This is a genomic window from Micromonospora aridisoli, from assembly GCF_056150025.1.
In genome coordinates this window covers 51,918-73,054 of record NZ_JAXCFK010000001.1, presented here as the reverse complement: position 1 = coordinate 73,054, position 21,137 = coordinate 51,918, and the positions used below count along the sequence as shown (strand labels likewise).

Sequence of the window (21,137 nt, the reverse complement as noted above, 5' to 3'; positions counted from 1 at the left end):
GGCGAGTGCTCTGTCATGAGGCCGGCCAGAGGACGATGCCGCCACAGGCGGTCATTGAGACAGCGGGTGTGCTGACGCCTTGCATCAGCGCCTGGCCGATTGCCTTCTCGCGCTCAAGGTCCAGTTGGGCGCTCAGACGTTCGGCGGCTGACCGCAGCCGCTCCGATCTGGCACGTAGTACGGCGAGGCGAGCACCTATTTCCTCATGTGCCCGCTTTGTTGCAGCCGCCGGTGCATTCGCCAACGCCAAGGAGGTTCGCGGGAGGTCTTGCGCGATCTCCCCAGCCATCTGGCAGAGTTGCTGCCAGTCAGGAAGAGCGGACAAGACCTTATCCCACAGGTCGCCCCTTAACACCTGATCGGATCTCGGGTCGAACGGTAAGCCCAGTACATCCCGCACCAGGTTTGCCGGCGCGGGACCGGAGGCCCCCGTCCAGGTACGAACTATGGTTGGTGGCAGCAGTGCGTCGGCCCGGCGTCGCAAACGCCGGCGGTCGGCTTCGCTGGTGACCTGTGCGTGCGAGTCGTCGAATTCCACCAGGAAGTCGCAGTGCAGCCAAAAAGTAGGTACTTCGACCGCCGAGCAGGCTCGAACGAAGGCGTATGCCCGTCCCCTTTCGTCTTTCTGCAGATATCCGGAGAGCCAGTCGACGAGGGGATCCCCGAGGCGTAGCGGAGCAGCTCCTCTTCGGGCGATGGCAGCCTCGCGCCCGTACGCCCGGGGCCGTTTCAGTAAGGGACGGAGTTCCTCTACAGCATCCGCGGGAATTCCGTGGATTTCCGAGCCGAAGTGCACCAGGCGCTTGTCCGGATCCTCATACGCCCGGAGCCCGACACCTCCTCGCCTCCCTACAAGCCGTGAAAACGCTTCACGCAAGTCGGTGACGTCCTGTTCCGCTTCGCGGAGTTCAAGCACAGACGTCTGGTCGAAGTGCGATGTAAGGGCGCCGGATTCGACCTCCTCGAGAAGGTCGACCTCCTCGCGCTCCTCCTCAAGATTGGCCCGCAATTCGGCCAGGTCAAACTCGAACGCTTGCCTGCCGGACTGCTGCAACCGTTGGGTCACTTCATCCAGAAGTTCAGCCAACCTGTGCTGTAGTGTCGCCGCAGATTCCTCGAAGATTCCGATGCCGTCAGTCAGTAGACGCAGGTGTGCGCTGACCCAGTCGCTGTCGGGCTCAGCGAAGACCACGATCTCCGCAGCGCCGGGTCGCTGACTGTATCGATCCAAGCGCCCGATTCTCTGCTCCAGCCGGTTCGGGTCGAGCGGTAAATCCAAGTTCACGAGTACGTGGGCGTCCTGGAGGTTCCTGCCCTCCTCGAGTGACTGGTCTCCGACCAGTACCTGACCCCCTCGCCCTGACAAGAAGTCCCAGACGACCTCTTCGTGATCGCTCTGCTCCGCACCGCTGAAGTGCCTGCCGACTCGCCCAGGCCAGCGAGCGGTTGCGTGTTCGTAGAACTCCCGAGCAGTGTCGGGCGATGTCCCTAGGACCACCACCTTCAGGCCATGGGCGAGCCGATCTTGTACGACCTCGAGGCTAGAACGGAGTCGGACTGTTGTATCCAAGAGTTCCAGTCGAGCCACGGCTGCCTTCAGCAGCGGCCGGTCGTTCGGGGGTACGAAGTCGTTAGTCCCGGGCGATGCCGTGAGCCGCAGCTGCAGGTGACGTAGAAGCGCGCGCGGCCCACCCAGCCCATTAAGGACGGCCCTCGCGTACAGACTTCGACTAGTTCGGGAGCCAAGATGTTCCCGGTATCGCTCCATGAACGAATCCACTGCTGGACGGGCGGGATCGTCGATTCGGACGAAGACTGTGCGCCGGCCGGCGACTGGGTACTCTTCCGTCGCCGGCGTATTCCGGCGATGCCGGACCATTCGCCTGCTGACGCGGTACGTCTCCCGCACATAGTTCACCAGCTCCGACCAGAGGGAGGATGCACCGTCCTCCTCCGATCGGCACTCCTGCACGAGGCGAAGAACTGTCGGGTCCGTCCCGTGCAGCAACTCCAGATTGTTCAAAACGCTAAGACGGTGGCGTCTGGCAGTTCGGGGCGAGGAGAGTAGCTGAAGTCCCGTGGCTTCTCTCTCACGTTGTTCTACTCGGCTCCGGAATCCCTCGATATCATTCCTCGGGAAGGCGACGGGATCAATGAGGTTTAGGAGGTCGAGGAACGTCGCGTAATTTCTGCGCATCGGCGTCGCCGACAGCAGTAGGAGGGCCTTGGTCTGCAGCAGATTCTCACGCAGGGCGGGCATCTGCTCGAGAAGATCAGCCACTCGATGAGCTTCGTCCACCACAACAAGCGCAAACTGGCCGAGTGAGGGATATTGCGCTAGTTGCCGGTGGGAGGCCAATTGTAGCCTCCCCTCGTCGATTTCCTCATCAAGAAGGAACCGCTCGTACAGTTCCTCCTCCCATTGACTCGTCAGCTCGACTGGCGCGGAAACCAGTACGGTCGCGCCAGAGTCATCGAGGAGCATCTGGCGAATGACCAGCCCGGCTTCTATTGTCTTGCCAAGCCCGACCTCGTCTGCCAAAAGATAGCGCGGCACGGGATCTGCCAGGACCCTGGCTGCGGTATCGATTTGGTGCTGGTAAAGGGCAATGGGGGCGGACAAGGCAGCAGTGAACCCGCGGGCGACGCGGCGCTGGTGTATCAACTGGTCGAGGAAGCGGTAACGCGCCTCATAGTACTCGGGTGAATCACAAAACCCCTGCGCCACCGCGGCGATGGGATCGGCCAGTGGCCGATTCCACCGCACCAACAAGTGCTGTTCTTCTAGGGCGATGTCCCCTGAGACTCCAGGTAGCCGTACCAGGTATCGGCTTCGGCTAAGATGGCCCGTAACCTCGCCTGCCATCCAGCCGTATACCGTGCTCCTAACCCAGACTCGCGCTCCGTGGCTAAGCTTGGCGATGCGAACTCGGCCGACGGATACCTTATGGACCTCCTCGCGCACACCAGGCAGGTCGACGTAGCGGAGGCGCGCCTTTCCACCCTCGATAATTTCGCACCAGGCGAAGCCGTCATCGCTTTCAACATCGTAAACAATGCGCCCGACTAGGTGAGATTTACCCTGGTGTGTCTCGCTCACAGGCCGAGCCCGAGCCGCGGCACTCGATGCTGGGGGCAGTCCGGACAAAGCTACCTTCCATTGATCGCCGATGTTTGCCATCGACTGTTCTTGTTGGCGGGATCAGACAGCAACTACGCGGGCCGCGGCGACCTCTCTGGCGGCAGGTACCACCTGAGTCGCCTCGCCTGTTCAGCGTGCGAGATCGACGCCAACGTCTGGCAGCCGTGGAACAGCCCGAAACGCCCCGCCCAAGGCCACCCGCAACGTCCCTCGACCGCAGTCGACAGGCTCATGTCCGCGGGCATCGACCTCACCTCCCCACAAGGTGTGCCGCGGACACTACCGGCAGGGGTCCTACGAGGGGGACCCCTAGGTGTTCACCCGATCAGTCGGTCTTCACTGGCCTATTTGAGCTGTCAACTACCTACAAGTTGATATTGCTCCTAGGCAACGACTGATCATGGCCGCATGATTCTGCGGAGGCCAGGACGGGGTTCCGCGGACGATAGCAATCATCGACTTGGACCTCACTTTGGCAGCATGCCGCCAAAGCCTGTCATAGATCCGACACGCGCAGAGCCCAGCAGCTCCTTGTTCGCAGGCTACGTTGCCCACGTGACGGATCTTGAGCGGGGCGTCTACGAGCACGTCGTCACGCGCGACCTGGCCGACCGGCTCCAGCACATCGACCCTGTGCTGATCCAGCACGCAAAGCTCGACCCAGCTGACGCCCCGGATGCCCTTGCCCGCCACATCGCCACCCTGGCTCGCCACGCCCTGCACGCTGTCGGCGGCGGCGACGACGACAAGCTCCACCGCCAAGTCGAGTTGGCCAACCGCATCGCCGACACCATCGCCTTCCTGAGCCCGCAGGCCGCCACAGTCGATGACCAGGTCACCGACGCGGAGCACCTCCTGCACGCCATCGCCGCACCGCCGACCCCGCCGGCCGCCCCCGTCTTCCCGATACGTCCCACCACCCCACTCTCCACCGGCGCGCTCCTGGTCAACGGCCGGCACCAGCCGCGCATCGGTCACGAGGTCACCCACGAGATGGCTTCCGCAGACCAGGTCGACCTGCTGTGCGCGTTCATCAAGTGGCATGGCCTGCGCATCATCGAGCCCGCCGTCCGCCGCCTGATCGAGCGCGGCGGACGTCTCCGAGTCATCACCACGACGTACCTCGGCGCGACCGATCAGCGTGCCCTGGACCGGCTCGCCGAGTTGAGTGCCGAGATCAAGGTTTCCTACGAGACCCGGACCACCCGCCTGCACGCCAAAGCCTGGCTGTTCCAGCGCAACAACGGCATGACCACCGCGTACGTCGGATCGTCGAACCTGTCGAAGGCGGCGCTGGTCGACGGGTTGGAGTGGAACGTCAGGATCTCGAACGTCGAGCAGCCGTACGTCATCGACACGTTCACCGCCACGTTCGAGGACTACTGGCACGATCCGGCGTTCGAGGACTACGACCCCGGCAGCGACGGCGAGCGGCTGCGGACCGCGCTACGCGGGGAACGACGCGACGAAGCGCCGACCGAGATCGCCAACCTGGATGTGCGGCCGTACCCGTATCAGGCGGAGGTCCTGGCGGATCTCGACGCCGAGCGGAAGGTGCACGGCCGGTGGCGCAACCTGGTCGTGATGGCCACCGGCACGGGCAAGACGATTGTGGCGGCGCTCGACTACCGCCGGCTGCATCGGGAGAAGGCCGTTGACTCGTTGCTGTTCGTGGCGCATCAGGAGCAGATCCTGCGGCAGAGCCTGGCGACGTTCCGGCAGGTCATGGGGGACGGCAGCTTCGGCGAGACGCTTGTCGGGGGCCGGGAACCGCAGCACTGGCGGCACGTCTTTGCCTCCATCCAGTCGCTGCACCGGCGGGAGATCGACCCCGAGGCGTACGACATGGTGGTTGTCGACGAGTTCCATCACGCGGAAGCGCCCACGTACGCCCGGCTGCTCACCCGGCTGACGCCGCGCGTACTGCTGGGATTGACGGCGACCCCCGACCGCAGTGACGGCGGCGACGTGCGGCGGTGGTTCGACGGTCGCACGGCCGTTGAGCTGCATCTGTGGGAGGCGTTGGAGCGGCAACTGCTCGCGCCGTTCCAGTATTTCGGGCTGCACGACGATGTCGACCTGTCGCAGCTGCGGTGGAAGCGTGGGCAGGGGTACGACCCGGCGGAGCTGGACGGCGTCTACACCGGCAACGACGCGCGGGCGCGGATGGTGCTGCGGGCGGTACGGGACAGCGTCGACGTCCACCGGATGCGGGCGCTCGGGTTCTGCGTGAGCATCGGGCACGCCGAGTTCATGGCGGACTGGTTCAGCAGGCACGGCGTACCGTCGGCGGCGATCACGTCCCGCGTCGACACTGCCGGTCGGCAGGCTCTGCTCAAGGAGTTCAAAAACCGCGCGCTCAAGGTGCTGTTCACCGTCGACCTGTTCAACGAGGGTGTCGACCTGCCGATGGTCGACACGATCCTGATGCTGCGGCCGACCGAGAGTGCCACGATCTTCCTTCAGCAGCTCGGCCGTGGCCTGCGCCTGGACGACGACAAGCCGTGCCTGACCGTGCTCGACTTCATCGGCGGGCAGCACGCCAACTTCCGCTTCGACCTACGGTGGCGGGCTCTGACCGGGGTCAGCCGCCGCGCGATAACCGAGGCGGTACGCGACGACTTCCCGTCCCTGCCAAGCGGCTGCCACATCCAGCTCGACCGGGTGGCCAAGGACATCGTGCTGGCCAACCTGAAGTTAGCGATGCCGACCTCGAAGACCGGTCTGGTGAAGGAACTACGGCTGCTCGGGGACGTCGGCCTGGGCGAGTTCCTGCGCGAGGCCGGCGTGGAGATCGAGGACGTCTACCGGTCGGCGACCATCGGCGGGTGGACGGGGCTGCGGCGACTCGCCGGGCTGGAAGCCTCACCGGGCGGGCGGGACGACCGCGAGTTGGGCCGGGCCATCGGGCGGATGCTGCACCTGGACGACCCGGACCGGCTGGACCTGTTGGCCCGGGTGGCGGCCGGCGAACGGCCGGAGGTCGGGCGGCTGTGGGACACGCTGCACTTCGACCTGTGGGGGCCGAACGCGCCGCTCACCGAGCGGGAGGAGCGGCTGACCCGGCTCTGGGCCGAACCGGCGCGCTGCGCGGAGCTGCGGCAAGTGGCCGAGGTGCTCCGCGATCGCATCCACCGGGTCACGGTGCCGACCGAGGGGTTGCCGCTCAACGTGCACGCCCGGTACAGCCGCAACGAGGCGTGCGCCGCCTTCGGCATGGCGAACCCGGGCTCGTTGCGGGAAGGCGTGAAGTGGTTGCCGGACGCCAAGGCCGACATCTTCTTCGTCACCCTGGTCAAGTCCGAGCAGCACTACTCCCCCACCACGATGTACGCCGACCGGGCCATCACCGACACCCTGTTCCAGTGGGAGTCGCAGAGCACCACGTCGTCGGCGTCGGCGACCGGGCAGCGCTACATCAACCATGAGAAGCAAGGCTCGACGGTGCACCTCTTCGTGCGGGAGACCCGAATGCCGGACCGTGACCTGGGCGCGCCGGCCTACCTGTACGCCGGGCCGATGACGTACCAGCAGCACACTGGCGACCGTCCGATGCGGATCATCTGGGAGCTGAGGCACCCGCTGCCCGCCGACATGTACGCCGCCGCCCGCGCCATCGCCGCGTAAGCCTGTGCCGGAGGGCAACTGCCCCATCGAATCCAAATCTTGGACAGTTTCCGTTAGCTCGTGACGGGAACTGTCCAAGATTTCCCTCTCGTCTCCGCTGGCGCCGGACGACCCCGACCACCCGTGGTGGCAGCGACGGCAAGGAACGGTACAAGCATTTCCCAGTTTTCTCAGACAATACTTATACGTCCTTTTTGTCGGCTTTTCGGTCGAGGTTCAAGTGGGCACACATTTCACGACCTCGTCGCTCGATGCCGCGATCGCGGGTGGCCGGCCATGTCGCTGGCGGCCCGTTCGGTGAACGTCGGGCTGTTGTGGAAGTCTTTTCACGGGTGGGATGCTCCCCGCGTGTGGAGCATCACCAAGCGTGACCTGTCCCGGGACGAGATCGTCGGTCTGCTGCGGCAGGGCCTCGGTGCGCAGGTCGAGCTGAGCGACGTCGTGGAGTTCACCGACGGCTATTTCAACGCCACGTACGGGGTGACCCTCGCCGACGGTCGTGACCTCGTCATGAAGGTGGCGCCGCCGCCGGAGCTGCCGCTGCTGCGGTACGAGGTCGAGTTGATGCGTACCGAGCTCGAGTTCTACCGGCGGGCGGCGGAGGTGGGGCTGCCGCTGCCGGCGCTGCGCGCCGCGGACCCCGACGTCGGGTATCTGATCGTGGACCGGTTGCGCGGCGAGTCGCTGGAGACCGCGAAGGAGGCGATGAGCCCGGCGCAGTTGTCGGCGTTGCGCCACCAGCTCGGCGCTCTCGCGGCCCGGCTGCACAGGGTGACCGGGGAGCTGTTCGGCTATCCGCGCCGGGACGGTCGTACCCGCTCGGCGAGCTGGCGGACCTCGTTCCTGGCCATCATCGACGACATCCTCGCCGACGCCGTGGCCTACGACCGTGAGCTGCCGGCACCGGCGGAGACGATCGGCCGGCTCATCCACCGCCAGGCCGACCTGCTCGACGAGGTGACCCGGCCGGCGCTGGTCCACTTCGACCTGTGGGACGGCAACATCTTCGTCCGGCCGGACGGGGACGGCTTCGCCGTCGAGGGGATCATCGACGGCGAGCGGGCCTTCTACGGCGACCCGATCGCCGAGCTGGTGTCGCTGGCGGTCTTCGCCGACCCGGCCGGGGTGCCCGGCCTGCTCCCCGGCTACCTGGGCCGGGATCATCTGACCGACCCGGAACGCGGCCGCCTGCGGCTGTACCAGATGTATCTCGCGCTGATCCTGCTCACCGAGGACGCGACCCGCTGCTACCCGGTCGAGGAGTACGCGCCGATCCGCCAGCAGGCCGCGGCGCATCTGGACGCGGCGCTGGCCTGCCTCGGCTGATCGACGGCGGTGAGGGGTTGCCTGATCGGGGGCGACGTGCACAGGATACGGAGACGCTCGATCAGCGTGCGTAGATCCGCCGATGCCCGGGGCGCCCCGGGCCGGGGCGAGGTCTTCCACCTATGAGGAGGTTCCGTGGCACGACGCCGCTTCGCGGGGATAGCAGCCAGCGCCATCGTCCTACCGTTACTCGTCATCGCCCAGCCGGCTCCGGCCGCCGCCACGGAGACCGCCGCGGTGAAGCCGGTGCCCGCGCCGGCCACCGGGCTGGCCAGCGACGTTCGTGAGCTGACCCGCAAGGACTTCACCTTCAACGGTCAGCGCCTGGAGGCGCCCACCCAGTATCAGCCGCGTACCCAGGCGCGGTCGCAAGCGGCGGCGGCCGAGACGCCGCCGGTCGGTACGGTGCGGCAGTGGCTGGCCCTGGACGACTACCAGGGCGTCATCTACCTGAAGCCGTACACCCTGCGCGGCGTGGGCGACAACATCGAGGTGTGGGTCGCCAACGACACGGAGTTCCCGGAGGGCGACTGCCGGCGGCAGATCCCGAACTCGACGGTGGTCACCGACGAGCAGGTCGCGCACCTGGTCAACGAGTTCGACACGAACATGTACCCGAAGTCGACGGCCGCGTTCAGCACCCCGCCGGAGCGGGACGGCAGCAACGCGCAGATCGCCGGGGACTACACCGGCGCCGGCAACCGGACGGTCACGCTCGTCGACAACGTACGCGACGACAACTTCTACGACTTCCCGGCGGCCCCCAGCTACATCGCCGGCTTCCACTTCTCGCTCTTCAACGAGCTGCTCGACCGCAACATCATGACGGTCGACGCGTTCGACTGGGCGCACCGCACCGGCGCGAACCCGCCGAACGAGCCGACCGACGACCTGTGCACCAGCCGCCCGGCCCGCCCGAACCTGTACGAGGGCACGTTCATCCACGAGTGGCAGCACCTGGCGCACTACTACACCGACCCGTTCGAGACGACCTGGCTGAACGAGGGTCTTTCCGACTTCGCCCAGACGCTGGCCGGTTACGTCGACGCCACGGCCCGGGTGGACCAGCCCGGCACGGACAGCCACATCCACTGTTTCCAGGGCTTCGGCATTGTCCAGACGGACTACAACACGAATCCACGGGACTGCGGCGGCCCGGAGAACTCGATCAACCTGTGGAACGAGGGGAACACCTCAAGCGGGGTGCTCGCCGACTACGGCAACGTCTACTCGTTCACCCTGTTCCTGTACGACCGCTACGGCCTGGACTTCATCTCGCGGCTGCACCGCGACGGTGAGCTTCAGGGCTTCGCCAGCCTCGAGGCGGCGTTGAAGGCCGAGGGCGTCAAGGACATGTACAAGGTGATCCACGACTACCAGACGATGAACCTGGTGGACCGGATCGTCGGCAACTCCAAGCTGGGCGTCATGCTCGGGGTGGACAAGCGCCGGGTCACCACGCCCAGCCTGAACGCCACGGTGAACCTGGCCAACCCGGCCTCGTACGCGACGGCCGGCGCGGCACCCAACGGCGCCGACTACATCCCGTTGCAGAAGGCGAACGGCAAGCCGCTGAGCCGGGGCGACCTGCGGTCGATCAAATTCCAGGGCGCGAAGACGCTGCCGCCGGTCCCGCTGGCCTGGCAGATCGTGGGCAGCGACCCGGACCGGCCCGGCAACCCGGTGCTGTGGTCCGGCAACGCCAGCAGCCTGGACGTCGCCGCGGTCACCCCGGTGACCGTGCCGGCCGCCGACCCGACGCTGACCTTCCTGGCGAAGTACGGCGCGGAGGCCGGCTACGACTACGGCTACGTCAGCGTCTCCACCGACGGCGGGAAGACGTACACGGTCATCCCCGGTGAGGAGACGGTCGCCGGTCCGCTCGGCCCGGCGCTGAACGGCACCACCGAGGGCTTCGAGCCGCACTCGTTCGACCTGTCCGCGTACGCCGGTCAGGAGGTGCTGCTCAGCTTCCGGTACGTCAGCGACGGCGGTGTCAACGAGGGCGGTCTGCTGATCGACGACATCGCGGTCGGCGGCACGCTGGTCAGCGACGGCTCCAGCCTGGAGCCGTTCGACTCGCCTTCGGAGATCTCCCCGACGCCGGTGGCGAACTGGAACGTCCGGTTCGTCGGCATCGACGAGAAGCACAAGCTGGCCCTCCAGGTCGAGGTAGACGGCAAGTCCGGGTTCACCCTCGGACTGGTCCAGACGGCGCTGCTGACCGCCTTCCCGAAGGTGGTCGCCATCGTCGCCTACGACGAGCCGACCGAGCAGGTGACGCAGTACGCGCCGTACACCCTGACGGTGAACAACGTGGTGCAGCCCGGCGGCGGGCCGCTGAGCTGACCTGACCAGAGAGCTCCCGGTGTCGCGTCGCGGCACCGGGAGCTCTTTCTTTCCCGGACCGCTCCGGCAAGTTGCGGAATTTCACAGCTCGTTCGTAGTTGCCGACGGCGGGAAGAATCTGCCACCGACGAAAAGAACACCCGTTGGGATTTGCGCCATCCAGTCGATCCGGAATGGCAATCTTCCCTGGTTGACGGGGTCTTCCATTGGCTCGCATTCGATGAGTGACCGTGCTGATTTGCCGTTTCTCGCGCAGTTCACTCACGCGACGGCTCGCGTAATTTATTTAACAGCCTCGATGCTTAGCCTTGGGTCCTCCCGTCCCCTAACGGAGGAGTGCCCAATGTCCAGAGAACGGTTGCGCAGATTCGCCCTGATTGCGACCTTCGGGCTCGTAGCCGCCCTGCTGCCGACCGCGGCGCAGGCGGACGCGACCCCGTCGGCGCAGCGGGTGGTCTCCGCCCCCGCTCAACTCAGCGCGGACGTGGCACGGACTGCGGGCAGCGACGACGCTGACTCCCGCGAGCGTGCCCTGGCGCAGTACTGGACCCCCGAACGGATGCGTTCGGCGAAGCCCGAGAGCGAGCTGCCCGCCGTCAAGGCCATGGCCGCACAGAAGCGGTCGCTCGACCGGGTTCCGCCGTCGTCGGGTAAGCCGGAGCGGGTGCCGCCGGCCCCGCCGCAGGTCGAGCCGGAGGCGGTCGGTGGCACCGGGGTTTCCACCCAGGCGTACGACCCGGCCTACCCCGTCGGCCACCCGGTCGCCCGGACCAGCGGCAAGGTCTTCTTCACCCTGAACGGTGGCAACTACGTCTGCTCGGCCGGCGTCGTCAACAGCGAGGGCCGGTCGATCGTGTGGACCGCCGGTCACTGCCTTTCCAGCGGCGCCGGCACCTGGGCGACGAACTGGACCTTCGTCCCCAACTACGTCAACGGCTCCGCACCGTACGGCTACTGGTACGCGATCGACCTCTACACGCTGAACGGCTGGTTCTACTCCGGCGACTTCCGTTACGACTTCGGCGCGGCGCTGATCGGCCGCAACGGCGGCGTACGCATCGTGGACTATCTCGGTGGCCAGGGAATCGCCTGGAATGTGGGTTCGCCCCAGTACGTGTACGCCTTCGGCTACCCGCAGGCGTCCCCGTTCAACGGCCAGATCCTGTATGCCGAGAACGGTTACGCCTACAGCAACGGCGACGGCACCATCTACCTGCTCAACTACATGACCGGCGGATCGTCCGGTGGCTACTGGTTGGCCGGCTTCGACGGCAACTGGGGCTACATAAACGGACTCAACAGTTTCAAGTACACCGCCTACCCGCAGTACATGTTCTCGCCGTACTTCGGCGACGGCGCGGCCAGCCTCTACAACGCGGTACGTAACCTCTCCGCGTAACACGGCACCACCGGGTCCCGGCGCGCTCCGCGCCGGGACCCGGCACGCCCATCTCGGATGAAGCTGCCGGATCCGGCGACGCGGGTCGGCGTCCGTCCCTAGCCTGGCGAGCGGGGGCATCGTCGGGGGCGAGCTGCGGGAGACACCATGACCAACGCGATCGGTGACGCGCTTGACGGCGTACGCGAGGTCGAGCTGACCGTGACCGGACGCCGGACCGGGCGACAGATCACCCACCCGGTGTGGTTCGTGCAGGAGGACGACAACGTCTTCCTGGTGCCGGTGACCGGCTCGGACAGCCAGTGGTACAAGAACGTCCGGCAGACCCCGATGGTCCAGTTGGCCGTGAACGGCACCGCGTTGAGTTCCAGCGCCACCCCGATCACCGAGGCCGACCGGGTCGACCACGTCGTGGCGATGTTCCGCGCCAAGTACGGTGCCGACCAGATCGCCTCGCTCTACCCGAAACACGACGTCGCCGTCCAAGTCCCCCTGGGCTGACCGTCGCACGCCGGGTTAGGTTGCCGGGATGGAGCAGCGTCTCAGCCTGATCACACTCGGCGTGGCCGACCTGGCCCGGTCCCGCGACTTCTACCGGCAGCTCGGCTGGCAGGGCCAGGAGGTCGAGCAGACAGTGTTCTTCCAGGCGGGCGGGCTCGCCGTCGTCCTGTGGGCACGGCAGTCGCTGGCCGAGGACGCCGGTGTCACCGACCGTGCGGCGGGCGGGTTCGCCGGGATCGCGCTGGCGCACAACGTACGCGAGCGCGACGAGGTGGATCAGCTGATGGCCGCCGCCGACCGGGCCGGTGCCACCGTGACCCAGCCGGCCCGCGACACCTCCTACGGCGGGTACGCCGGCTACTTCAGCGACCCGGACGGCCACCTCTGGGAGATCGCCTGGAATCCGGGCTTCCCGATCGCGGCGGACGGCACGATCACCGTCCCCGACTTCGGCACGGTCTGACCCGATCGGGCTTCACCCCGGTCAGGAGTGGCCAGGGCATTCCGTCCGGTTGAGCGCCGCGGAGCGGCGGTGGCCGGTGCGGGCGAGGTCGGCGCGGGTCGCCTCGGCGTGCCATGCTCGGCACTGCCACTCACAAGATCGAGGTGTCGCTGTGGAGCTGCGCAGGAATCGGCGTTCGCTGGCGCTCGGCGTCCTGTTGCTCGCGGTCGGGGTGTCCCTGCTGCTGGGCAAGGGCTCTCCCGGGGTCAGTGCCTGGATCTTCGCCGGAGCCGCGTTGCTGACCGGTGGCTGGATCACCGCCCGGTCGCTGCGACCGTTCCGGTTCCGGATCGGGGCCGAAGGACTGGACCTGAGGGTCGCCGGGCTCAACCGGCTGGTGCCGTGGATCGAGATCGACGCCATCGTGCTGGACCAGCCGGCGCGGGCAGCCGGTTCGTCATCACCCGGCCCGTCGTTGCTGCTGATCCCCGGTGTGGGGTCGACCATCGACCGGCCGCTCACCGGTCGCAGCCCGGTCGACGGCCGGGCCGCCCTGGTCCTGCTCGACCTCGCCGACGTGCGGCAGTCGGCGGACGAGGTGGCCGCCGAGTTGACCCGGCACAGCGGTGGCCGCTTCACCGACGCACGGCAGCGCGGACAGGAAGGTCTCGACGAGCCGGTCTTCGACACCGCGCTGCGCGGCTATGACAAGCGGATGGTGGACAGCCTCGTCCTGCGGGGCCTGGACGCGCTCGCCGCCGGCACGGCGGCGCGGCGTGCGTCGCTCAGGGAAGAGTTGCACCGCTCGACGCTCGAGGTCGCGCTGCGCGGCTACCACATGGGCCAGGTCGACGACTACCTGAAGCGGCTCGCCACCGCCCTCGAAGAGCAGCCGCGGTAGCCGCGGCTACCGCACGCCGGTCGGGCGGGCGAGGGTGAGCACGGCGAGCATCGACCCGACCAGGGCGGTGCCGAGCACCACGGCCATCGGCACGGCGCTGCCCTCGCCACCGAGCCCGACCAGTGGCGCGGCACCGGCGGCGATGACGGCCTGGATGCCGCCGAGCAGCGCGGCGGCGGTGCCGGCGTGGGCGGCGTGCCGGTCCAGGGCGAGGGCGGTGCCGTTGGGCATCACCAGGCCGAGGGAGCCGAGAAAGACGACGAGTGCGGCGATGACCAGGGGCAGGGAGCCGAGCAGTGCCCCGGCGAGTACGCCGACGGCGGCGAGCAGGCCGAGGCCGAGGCCGCTGAGCAGCAGCGGGCGCGGGTCGTGGCGGTCGAGCAGTCGGGCGTTGAGTTGACCGACCGCGACGAAGGCGAGGGCGTTGGCGCCGAAGACGAGGCTGAACGTGCCGGCGGAGAGACCGAAGACGTCCTGGAGGACGAAGCTGGAGCCGGAGAGGTAGGCGAAGAGTCCGGCGAAGGCCAGCCCCTGGGTCAGCGCGTACCCCAGGAAGACGCGGTCGGTGAGCACGGCGCGGCCGGCGGTGACGGTCGCGGCCGGGCCGCCGGTGCTGCGCAGCCCGGCGGGGAGCGTCTCGGGCAGCCGCCACGCGACGGCGGCGGCGAGCAGACCGCCCACGACGGTGAGGGCGACGAAGATGGTCCGCCAGTCGCCGAAGCGCAGGATCAGGCTGCCGAGGGCGGGGGCCGCCATCGGGGCGAGACCGAAGATCAGAACCAGCCGGGAGAAGTACTTCGCGGCGGCCCGACCGGAGTACAGGTCCCGCACCACGGCGCGGGCGACCACGGTGCCCATGCCACCGGCGAAGCCCTGCGCGAAGCGGGCCGCGGCCAGGGTCTCCGCCGACGGTGCGAGGGCGCAGACCAACGACAACAGGGTGTACGCGGCCACACCGACCAGCACCGGCCGGCGACGCCCCCAGCGGTCGCTGAGCGGACCGGTGACCAGCTGCCCCAGGGCCATGCCGATCAGGCAGGTGGTGAGGGAGAGCTGGATCTGTGCCTGGCTGGCGGCCAGGTCGCGGGTCATCCCGGGGAACGCCGGCAGGTAGGTGTCCAGCGACAGTGGACCGATCGCGGTGAGGGACCCGAGCAGCACCAGCAGCGCGAGGGCGGCCCGGCCGGCGGGTGGGGTGATGCGCTCCGGCGGGCGTACGGGCACGTCGGTCTGCGGCATCGGTGGTCCCCTCGGCGGTCGGTGCCACCACGGCGTGGCCGGCTGCCGGGGGCGTCCGGCTACGATAGCTCTGCCTACAGAGGTGTTGCAGCGTGGAAGGGCGGCACTGTGACCGACGAGACGCTCGACCAGCTCGGCGCCGCCCTCAGCGACCTGCACCGGGTGCTGCGCCGGCGGGCCATCCAGCGGACCGGACGCGCCGCCCTGCCGGACGCTCAGGTCGAGGTGCTGCGGCTGGTGCAACGCCAGCCCGGGATCAGCGTCCGGGAGGCCGCCGAGCGGCTGGGCACCGCCGCGAACACGGTGAGCACCCTGGTCGGCGAGCTGACCACCGCCGGCCTGCTGCGCCGGGACCGGGATCCGGCCGACCGGCGTACCGTCCGGCTGGAACTGACCGACCTGGCGTACGAACGCATCGCCGCCTACGGCCAGCACCGCCGCGACCTGCTCGCCGCCGCCCTGGCCGAGCTGGACGGGACCGACCGGGCGCGGCTGCACGCCGCCGCGCCCGCCCTGTCCCGCCTCGCCGACCGCGCCGCCGACCTGCCCTGAGAGGGCCGGGCGGGCGGCGCGGTGGTCGACCCCCTGCGGACGGCCGGCCGTCAGCCCTTGGCCCTGATCACCTCGTACAGGGCGGTCCAGTCCTGCTCGCCGTGGCCGGCCGCGATGGCCCGCTCGTAGTGCGACCTGACCGCCTTCGGCAACTCGACGTCGACGCCGGCTGTCTCGCTGGTCCGCAGGATGTGCTCGGCCGTGGCACCCATCATCCGCGCCGTGCTCAGATCGCCCGGATGCTCGCCCGCCTCCAGTGCGCGCGCCAGCTCCAACCCGTCGCCGATCATCGCCGGGATGTCGGTGAGGGTGGTGAGCGCGTCGGGAAGGAAATCGGCCGCCGGCACGCCCGCCGCGGTGACGAGAGCGGTCGCGTGCAGCAGGCTCGACAGTGAGGTGAGGAAGACATCGAGGTGTGCCTGGTAGAACAGCTGCGCCAGTCCCGGATCGGCGCCCAGGTACCTCGGTTCTCCGATGATCTTCAGCACCTCTTCGCTGCGCGCGTACGCCTCGTCCGCTCCGCTGTAGAAGACGTACGCCTCGCTGGTGCCGACCGCAGGGGCGGGCACCATCACCCCTCCGGTCACGAAACGCGCGCCGTGGCCGGCGGCCCACGTGGCCGCCTGCCGTGAGACGTCGGGCGTGTCGGAGCTGAGGTTGACCAGGGTGCGGTCGGCCAGCGCCCCCGGTTCGCTGACCACCGGGCCGAGAATGTCGTACATCGCCGGGTAGTCGGTGAGGCTGAGGATGGTCAGTTCGCTCGCAGCCACGGCGGCGGCGGGCGTCGGTGCGAGGGTGGCTCCCGCGGCGACCAGGTCGTCGGCCCGGCTCGGGGTGCGGTTCCACAGCGTGACCGGATGTCCGGCGCGCATCAGGGCGGCGGCCATCGCCCGCCCCATCGGTCCGAGACCGATAACGGTGACCGGCCGGGTCATCGGACGCTCCTCAGTTCCTCGAACATGCGGGCGGTGCCGTGGTCGCCGTACCCGGCGGCGATCTGGCGACGAACGATCTCGTGCACCGGCTTGAGGACCTCGTCGGTGACGCCCTGCCCGGTGCTGGCCTGGAGGACCGTGGTGAGGGCTGTGTCGGTGAACCGCAGGCTCTGCTGCCCCGGCCCCAGGTAGTCCCGCTCGTCGACGGTCGCGGCGAAGCCGGCCAGCTGCTCGGTCATCGCGGCGAGGAACGGTGCCTGCCGCCGGGCGAACTCGCCGGCCGGCACCCCTGCGGAGCCGACCATCGCCGCGCCGTGCAGAAAGCCGGCGAACATCGCGTACATGCCCGCGAGCATCGCCGTGTCGTGCAACGCCGCCATACCGGCGTCCGGTCCGACGTAGCTGCTCTCGCCCCACAGGTCGAGCAACGGCCGGTGGCGCGCGAAAACCGCCGACGATCCGCTGTAGAAGATCGTCGAATCCGGGCCGCCGATGGTCTCGGGGACGGCCATGATCGCGCCGTCGAGGAGGTCGATGTCCCACGCACCGGCCCAGCCGGCGAGGTCGCGGGACTGGTTCGGCGTCGTGGTGGTCAGGTTGATCACGGTACGACCGGACAGGCCGGTCACCACGGGTTCGAGGACGTCGCGTACGGAGGCGGCGTCGAAGAGGCAGACGACGATCGTACGTGCCCCGGTGACCGCCTCCTCGACGCTGTCGGCGATGGCGGCGCCGCGTTCGCCGAGGCTCTGCGCCCGGTGGCCGCTGCGGTTCCAGCCGACGACCCGGTGGCCGGCGTCCAACGCCGCTGTCGCGAGCGCGCTGCCCATCGCGCCCAGTCCCAGGAAGGTGGTGTCGAGGGTCATCCGATGGTCCCCTGATCTGGTCGGTGATCTGACGGGCGCGCCGATCACCATCGTTGGCGACCACAATCGAGCGGGCAAGTACCCACTATTTGTTCAATACTTACCTGAACGTAAGTAACGGACGTGGGCTACCGAGGAGGCGGATCCATGGCATCGGGCGACAGGTGCGGCCCGTACATCTGCGGGCTCGACGCCGCGATGGACGTGGTGTCGGGCAAGTGGAAGTCGCTGATCCTGTGGGAGCTGGACAACCACGGCACCCGACGGTTCGGCGAGCTGAAACGCGGCCTGCCCGGCGTCAGCGAGAAGATGCTCATCCAGCATCTGCCCGAGATGGAGCAGGACGGCCTGGTCCACCGCGAGGTCTACCGCGAGGTCCCACCGAAGGTGGAGTACTCCCTCACCGAGCACGGCAGGTCGCTCAACGAGGCGCTCGGCCCGCTGGGTGAGTGGGGGCAGCGCCGGGTCGAACGGCTCGCCACCGAGGGCGTCACCGCCTCCTCCTGACCAGGTCCGGTAGCGGCCCGGCGGGGGGCGGCCGGTCCACCGTCGTGGGTCGTACGCTCGTCGCGGTCGCCATTCCCGCCTCCTCGTCCTGCCGGTGGTTCGCCGGTGCGCCGTGCCGGTTCGTCCGGCTGTCACTGACGCCTCGCGCGACCCGGGCGGGTTTCGACATGGCGGGCGGGATTTCTTCGCGATGTTTTTCAGCGGCCGGGCGGGACCCCTCTGGCGCAGTCGGCGGCCCGCTCCCGCAGCAGCGTCCGCTCCCGGGCGTTGCCGGTCAGCCCCGCCGCGCGGGTGAACTCGGCGGCGGCCTCGTCGTACCGGCCCAGCTTGGCCAGCAGGTCACCGATCACCGCCGGCAGCAGGTGGTAGCGGGCCAACGCCGGCTCGTCGACAAGCGTCCGCGCCACCGCCAGGCCGGCGGCCGGGCCCTCGGCGAAGGAGACCGCCAACCGCATCCGCGTCACCCGACCCCCTCCGGGGTCGCGCCCTCATCCCCACACCCCGCCCCGCCACCGGGTCCCGTCAGGCCAGCAACTTCGGTGATGTCGCTGCCTCAACCCCACGCCAGGACAGCAACTCCGGGAAAGCGCTGCCTCAACCCCACCCTCGGCAGCAACATCGGGGAAAGTGCAGCCTCACCCCCACGCCAGGCAGCAACTTCGCGGAAAGTGCTGCCTCAACCCCACGCCGGGGCGGCGCGTGCGGGGTGGGGGGCGTCGGGTGGGCGGCGTGGGTCAGTTCGAGACGGTGCGGCGGACGCCGCCGTGCAGGCCGCAGGCTCTAGGGCTGCCGCCGGCCAGGCTGATCTTGCCGTTCTCGCACTGCACCAGGTAACCGCGTCCCTCCCAGAACCCGGGTACGCAGTCGAAGTGGTCGCACACCTCGCGGGCCGGTTCGCGGATCCGTTCCCCGCCGCAGAAGTCGTACCCCATCGGGTTGGCGGGAGCGCCGCAGCGCCGCTCGGGCTTCGGGCTGGTCCGACGCGGCTTGGGTGAACCGGTGGCGCGTGGTGCCGTCGAGGCGTTGGCGGCGGCGGGGGCGGGGGCGGGGGTGGCGGCGACCGCGGTTTCGGTGCGGGTCGGGTCGGACGGGCCGGAGTTGGCGAGGGCCACCGGCACCATCACGGCGAGCGCGGCAGCGACCACCGCGGTCCGCCGGCCGCCGGGAATGAGTGCCGACAGCCGGGCCTGCCCGGGCGTGGCGATGCCCGGGCGGGACGGGCGCAGCCGGGCATGCTCGCTGATCAGCTCGTCGAGCTGGTCGACGACCGTCTGCCGCTGCTCGATGGCGTCGGCGAAGGCCAGGGTGAGCACGAAGCGGAACTCGGCCGCCACGTCCGGGCGCAGCAGCACCCCGGAGGTACGCCGCCGGTCCAGCACCTGGATCAGGGTGACCGACGCGTGCGGGTCGTGCGCCAGACCGGTCATCCGGCCGTACGCCCAGTCGCGCCGGCCCCGTCCGCCCAGCAGCACCAGCCGCCGGTTGGTGATCACCGCCATGCCGGCGTCGGTGACCCGTACACCGTCGGGGAGGCGCCGACGCAGCCGGCCGGTCTGCGCACCGACGGTCAGGTCGGGGGCGGGCAGCACGGCGTTGTGCCGCATCTCCACCAGTTGTGCGGCCGGCACCACCCGGAGGACGACCTCATCGGGGGCCAGTTCCAGCGGGAGGCCGTCGCCCGCCGAGGCCGAGCCGTGACACTGCTCGGCGAGCGTACGTAGGCGGCGCAGTTCGTCGTCGCGTCGCCGCCAGGTCCCCTCGGCGCTGCGGAACAGCCGCAGCCGGCGCTCGTTCTGCCGGCGCGCCCACCGGTACCGCCATGTCGAACCCGTCGAATCAGTCCTTGCCACGCCGACTCCTTCGCCGCGCATGCCACCAACCGCAGGCCACCAAATGGGGTGTCACAGTGTTAACGGTTGAGGGCACCACCATGGACACGGCCATAGGTGGTCGAATTACCCGATCGGTGGAGCAACATGGACGAGATGGTGGTTACGCTCCGCGTCGTCCGCCCATCCGTCCGGACTGCTGTGACGGAACCGGCCCCCGGTACGCCTATCAGTCGTACGGGTTGACGAGGGCCGCCATCGGACGGCGGCACGTGACGGCGAATCTGGTGACGACGTGCTCGATCGGGACACCGCCGAACGGCTGCTGGACGGTGATCCGGCCGCCCTGAGCAGGGCCGGTCGGCTCGCCGCGGCACTGCACGCGGTGCGCGGTCCGGTCCGACTGCACGAGGTGGCCGGCGAGCAGCGGGCGCTGGCCGCGTTCCGGGCCGCGATCGACCTCGGCCCCGGACTTCCACCACGGAGGACGTCGCTGCTCAGGACCGCCTCGGCGAAACTGCTCACGGTCAAGGCCACCGCTGTCGTGGCGGCAACCGGGCTGGGTGGCGTGGCACTGGCCGCCGGCACCGGCGCGCTGCCCAATCCGCTGTTCGCCCCGTCCCGGCCTCCGGCGGCGTCGCCGGCCACGCTTCCGGCGGTGCCGCCGGGCGCCCACCCACCGGCGGCCACGCCGTCACACCCGGTCGGAACGCCCGACCGGGCCGGCGCGGTCGGCAGCCCCTCGCCCTCGACGGTCGAGCTGTGCCGGGCGTACGCGGCCGGTGCCGCTGCGAACCCGGGCAGGAGGCTGGAGAACCCCGCCTTCGCCGAGCTGGTCGAGGCGGCCGGCGGCGCCGACAACGTCGACCGGTACTGCGCGGACACCGCGTCGGAGCACCCCGCTCATCCCACGGGCACGCCGACCGGTGTCGGCCGGCCCACCGCCCGTCCCACCCACACGGGCGGTGGCGCACCGACCACCCGCCCAGACAGGCCCACCACGAAGCGGCCCGGTGCCCTCCCGACCGCGACCGCCCCCGGTGCACCTACCGGGGGCGTTCCGGGCGCGACGCACCGCACCCCCGGCCGCTGACCGCGCGGGGCCGGACGGGTTCTCCCCGACCCGTCCGGCCCCGCGCCCCGCCCCGGCCGTCCGCGCCCCGCTGCCCGCGCCCAGCGCCCAGCGCGAGGGGTCTCAGGGCGACTCGACCGTGCTGATCAGGAACTTGTGGACCTCGGCCTCGACGATCGCCACCTGCTGCTCCGGCTCGGGTCCCGAGCCGCGGAAGTCCAGCAACTGCTCCTCGGACTCCCACCGCTCGTAGACGTTGATCCGCCCGGGTTCGACCAGGTCGGGGCTGATGGCGAAGTCGAGGCAACCGGGCGACTGTCGGGCCTGCCGTACGATTTCGACGCAGGTGGCAAGGTAGTCGTCCCGCTCGGCCGGGTCGACGTGAAGCGTGCCGGCGACGATCAGCAATGCGAACCTCCGAAGATCGGGAGAGCGGACCCGCCAGTCATA

17 protein-coding genes are annotated in these 21,137 nt (G+C 69.1%); 10 read left to right on the top strand and 7 right to left on the bottom strand.

Annotation, left to right across the window (positions count from 1 at the left end):
• Nucleotides 1–13: 13 nt before the first annotated feature.
• Nucleotides 14–3,181 carry a protein DpdE gene (gene dpdE / locus SM447_RS00325; protein WP_474570683.1) on the bottom strand — a complete coding sequence of 1,056 codons (3,168 nt, stop codon included), beginning with the start codon at nucleotides 3,179–3,181 and terminating at the stop codon, nucleotides 14–16.
• A 516-nt stretch (nucleotides 3,182–3,697) separates the two neighbouring features.
• Between dpdE and SM447_RS00320 the strand changes: the two genes are divergently transcribed.
• From SM447_RS00320 to SM447_RS00290, 7 genes are all read left to right on the top strand, one after another.
• Entirely contained in the window at nucleotides 3,698–6,769 is a 3,072-nt protein-coding gene (locus tag SM447_RS00320; RefSeq protein WP_474570682.1) for a DEAD/DEAH box helicase, read from the top strand.
• A 348-nt stretch (nucleotides 6,770–7,117) separates the two neighbouring features.
• Complete coding sequence (locus SM447_RS00315; protein ID WP_474570681.1) at nucleotides 7,118–8,095, top strand: phosphotransferase family protein; 978 nt, start codon at nucleotides 7,118–7,120, stop codon at nucleotides 8,093–8,095.
• Nucleotides 8,096–8,230: 135 nt separating this feature from the next.
• Nucleotides 8,231–10,444, top strand: a complete 2,214-nt coding sequence (locus SM447_RS00310; protein WP_474570680.1) for a choice-of-anchor J domain-containing protein — start codon at nucleotides 8,231–8,233, stop codon at nucleotides 10,442–10,444.
• 343 nt (nucleotides 10,445–10,787) lie between these two features.
• On the top strand, nucleotides 10,788–11,843 hold the full coding sequence (locus SM447_RS00305; protein WP_474570679.1) for a trypsin-like serine peptidase: 1,056 nt from the start codon (nucleotides 10,788–10,790) through the stop codon (nucleotides 11,841–11,843).
• Between the two features lie 147 nt (nucleotides 11,844–11,990).
• The gene (locus tag SM447_RS00300) at nucleotides 11,991–12,344 is read left to right on the top strand and encodes a nitroreductase/quinone reductase family protein (protein ID WP_474570678.1); all 354 of its coding nucleotides are present in this window, start codon (nucleotides 11,991–11,993) and stop codon (nucleotides 12,342–12,344) included.
• A 28-nt stretch (nucleotides 12,345–12,372) separates the two neighbouring features.
• Nucleotides 12,373–12,807, top strand: a complete 435-nt coding sequence (locus tag SM447_RS00295) for a VOC family protein (RefSeq protein WP_474570677.1) — start codon at nucleotides 12,373–12,375, stop codon at nucleotides 12,805–12,807.
• Between the two features lie 151 nt (nucleotides 12,808–12,958).
• A complete protein-coding gene (locus tag SM447_RS00290; protein ID WP_474570676.1) occupies nucleotides 12,959–13,687 on the top strand; it encodes a DivIVA domain-containing protein in 729 nt (242 codons plus the stop codon).
• Nucleotides 13,688–13,693: 6 nt separating this feature from the next.
• On the opposite strand, the gene SM447_RS00285 is transcribed toward SM447_RS00290, so the two are convergent.
• Complete coding sequence (locus SM447_RS00285) at nucleotides 13,694–14,926, bottom strand: multidrug effflux MFS transporter (RefSeq protein ID WP_474570675.1); 1,233 nt, start codon at nucleotides 14,924–14,926, stop codon at nucleotides 13,694–13,696.
• Nucleotides 14,927–15,034: 108 nt separating this feature from the next.
• Here SM447_RS00285 and SM447_RS00280 point away from each other — a divergent pair, with 108 nt between their 5' ends.
• The gene (locus tag SM447_RS00280; protein ID WP_474570674.1) at nucleotides 15,035–15,478 is read left to right on the top strand and encodes a MarR family transcriptional regulator; all 444 of its coding nucleotides are present in this window, start codon (nucleotides 15,035–15,037) and stop codon (nucleotides 15,476–15,478) included.
• A 50-nt stretch (nucleotides 15,479–15,528) separates the two neighbouring features.
• On the opposite strand, the gene SM447_RS00275 is transcribed toward SM447_RS00280, so the two are convergent.
• Nucleotides 15,529–16,413, bottom strand: coding sequence for an NAD(P)-dependent oxidoreductase (locus tag SM447_RS00275; protein ID WP_474570673.1), 885 nt, complete (start codon nucleotides 16,411–16,413; stop codon nucleotides 15,529–15,531).
• Nucleotides 16,410–17,279, bottom strand: coding sequence for an NAD(P)-dependent oxidoreductase (locus SM447_RS00270; RefSeq protein WP_474570672.1), 870 nt, complete (start codon nucleotides 17,277–17,279; stop codon nucleotides 16,410–16,412). Before SM447_RS00270 ends, SM447_RS00275 begins: the two co-directional genes overlap by 4 nt.
• 147 nt (nucleotides 17,280–17,426) lie before the next feature.
• On the opposite strand from SM447_RS00270, the gene SM447_RS00265 reads away from it, so the two are divergent.
• A complete protein-coding gene (locus tag SM447_RS00265) occupies nucleotides 17,427–17,786 on the top strand; it encodes a winged helix-turn-helix transcriptional regulator (protein WP_474570671.1) in 360 nt (119 codons plus the stop codon).
• Between the two features lie 197 nt (nucleotides 17,787–17,983).
• On the opposite strand, the gene SM447_RS00260 is transcribed toward SM447_RS00265, so the two are convergent.
• Entirely contained in the window at nucleotides 17,984–18,250 is a 267-nt protein-coding gene (locus tag SM447_RS00260) for a hypothetical protein (protein WP_474570670.1), read from the bottom strand.
• 270 nt (nucleotides 18,251–18,520) lie between these two features.
• Complete coding sequence (locus tag SM447_RS00255; protein ID WP_474570669.1) at nucleotides 18,521–19,636, bottom strand: hypothetical protein; 1,116 nt, start codon at nucleotides 19,634–19,636, stop codon at nucleotides 18,521–18,523.
• 274 nt (nucleotides 19,637–19,910) lie between these two features.
• Here SM447_RS00255 and SM447_RS00250 point away from each other — a divergent pair, with 274 nt between their 5' ends.
• Nucleotides 19,911–20,708, top strand: coding sequence for a hypothetical protein (locus tag SM447_RS00250; protein ID WP_474570668.1), 798 nt, complete (start codon nucleotides 19,911–19,913; stop codon nucleotides 20,706–20,708).
• A gap of 102 nt (nucleotides 20,709–20,810) precedes the next feature.
• Here SM447_RS00250 and SM447_RS00245 read toward each other — a convergent pair whose 3' ends face one another.
• A complete protein-coding gene (locus SM447_RS00245) occupies nucleotides 20,811–21,095 on the bottom strand; it encodes a putative quinol monooxygenase (RefSeq protein ID WP_474570667.1) in 285 nt (94 codons plus the stop codon).
• Nucleotides 21,096–21,137 lie beyond the last annotated feature (42 nt).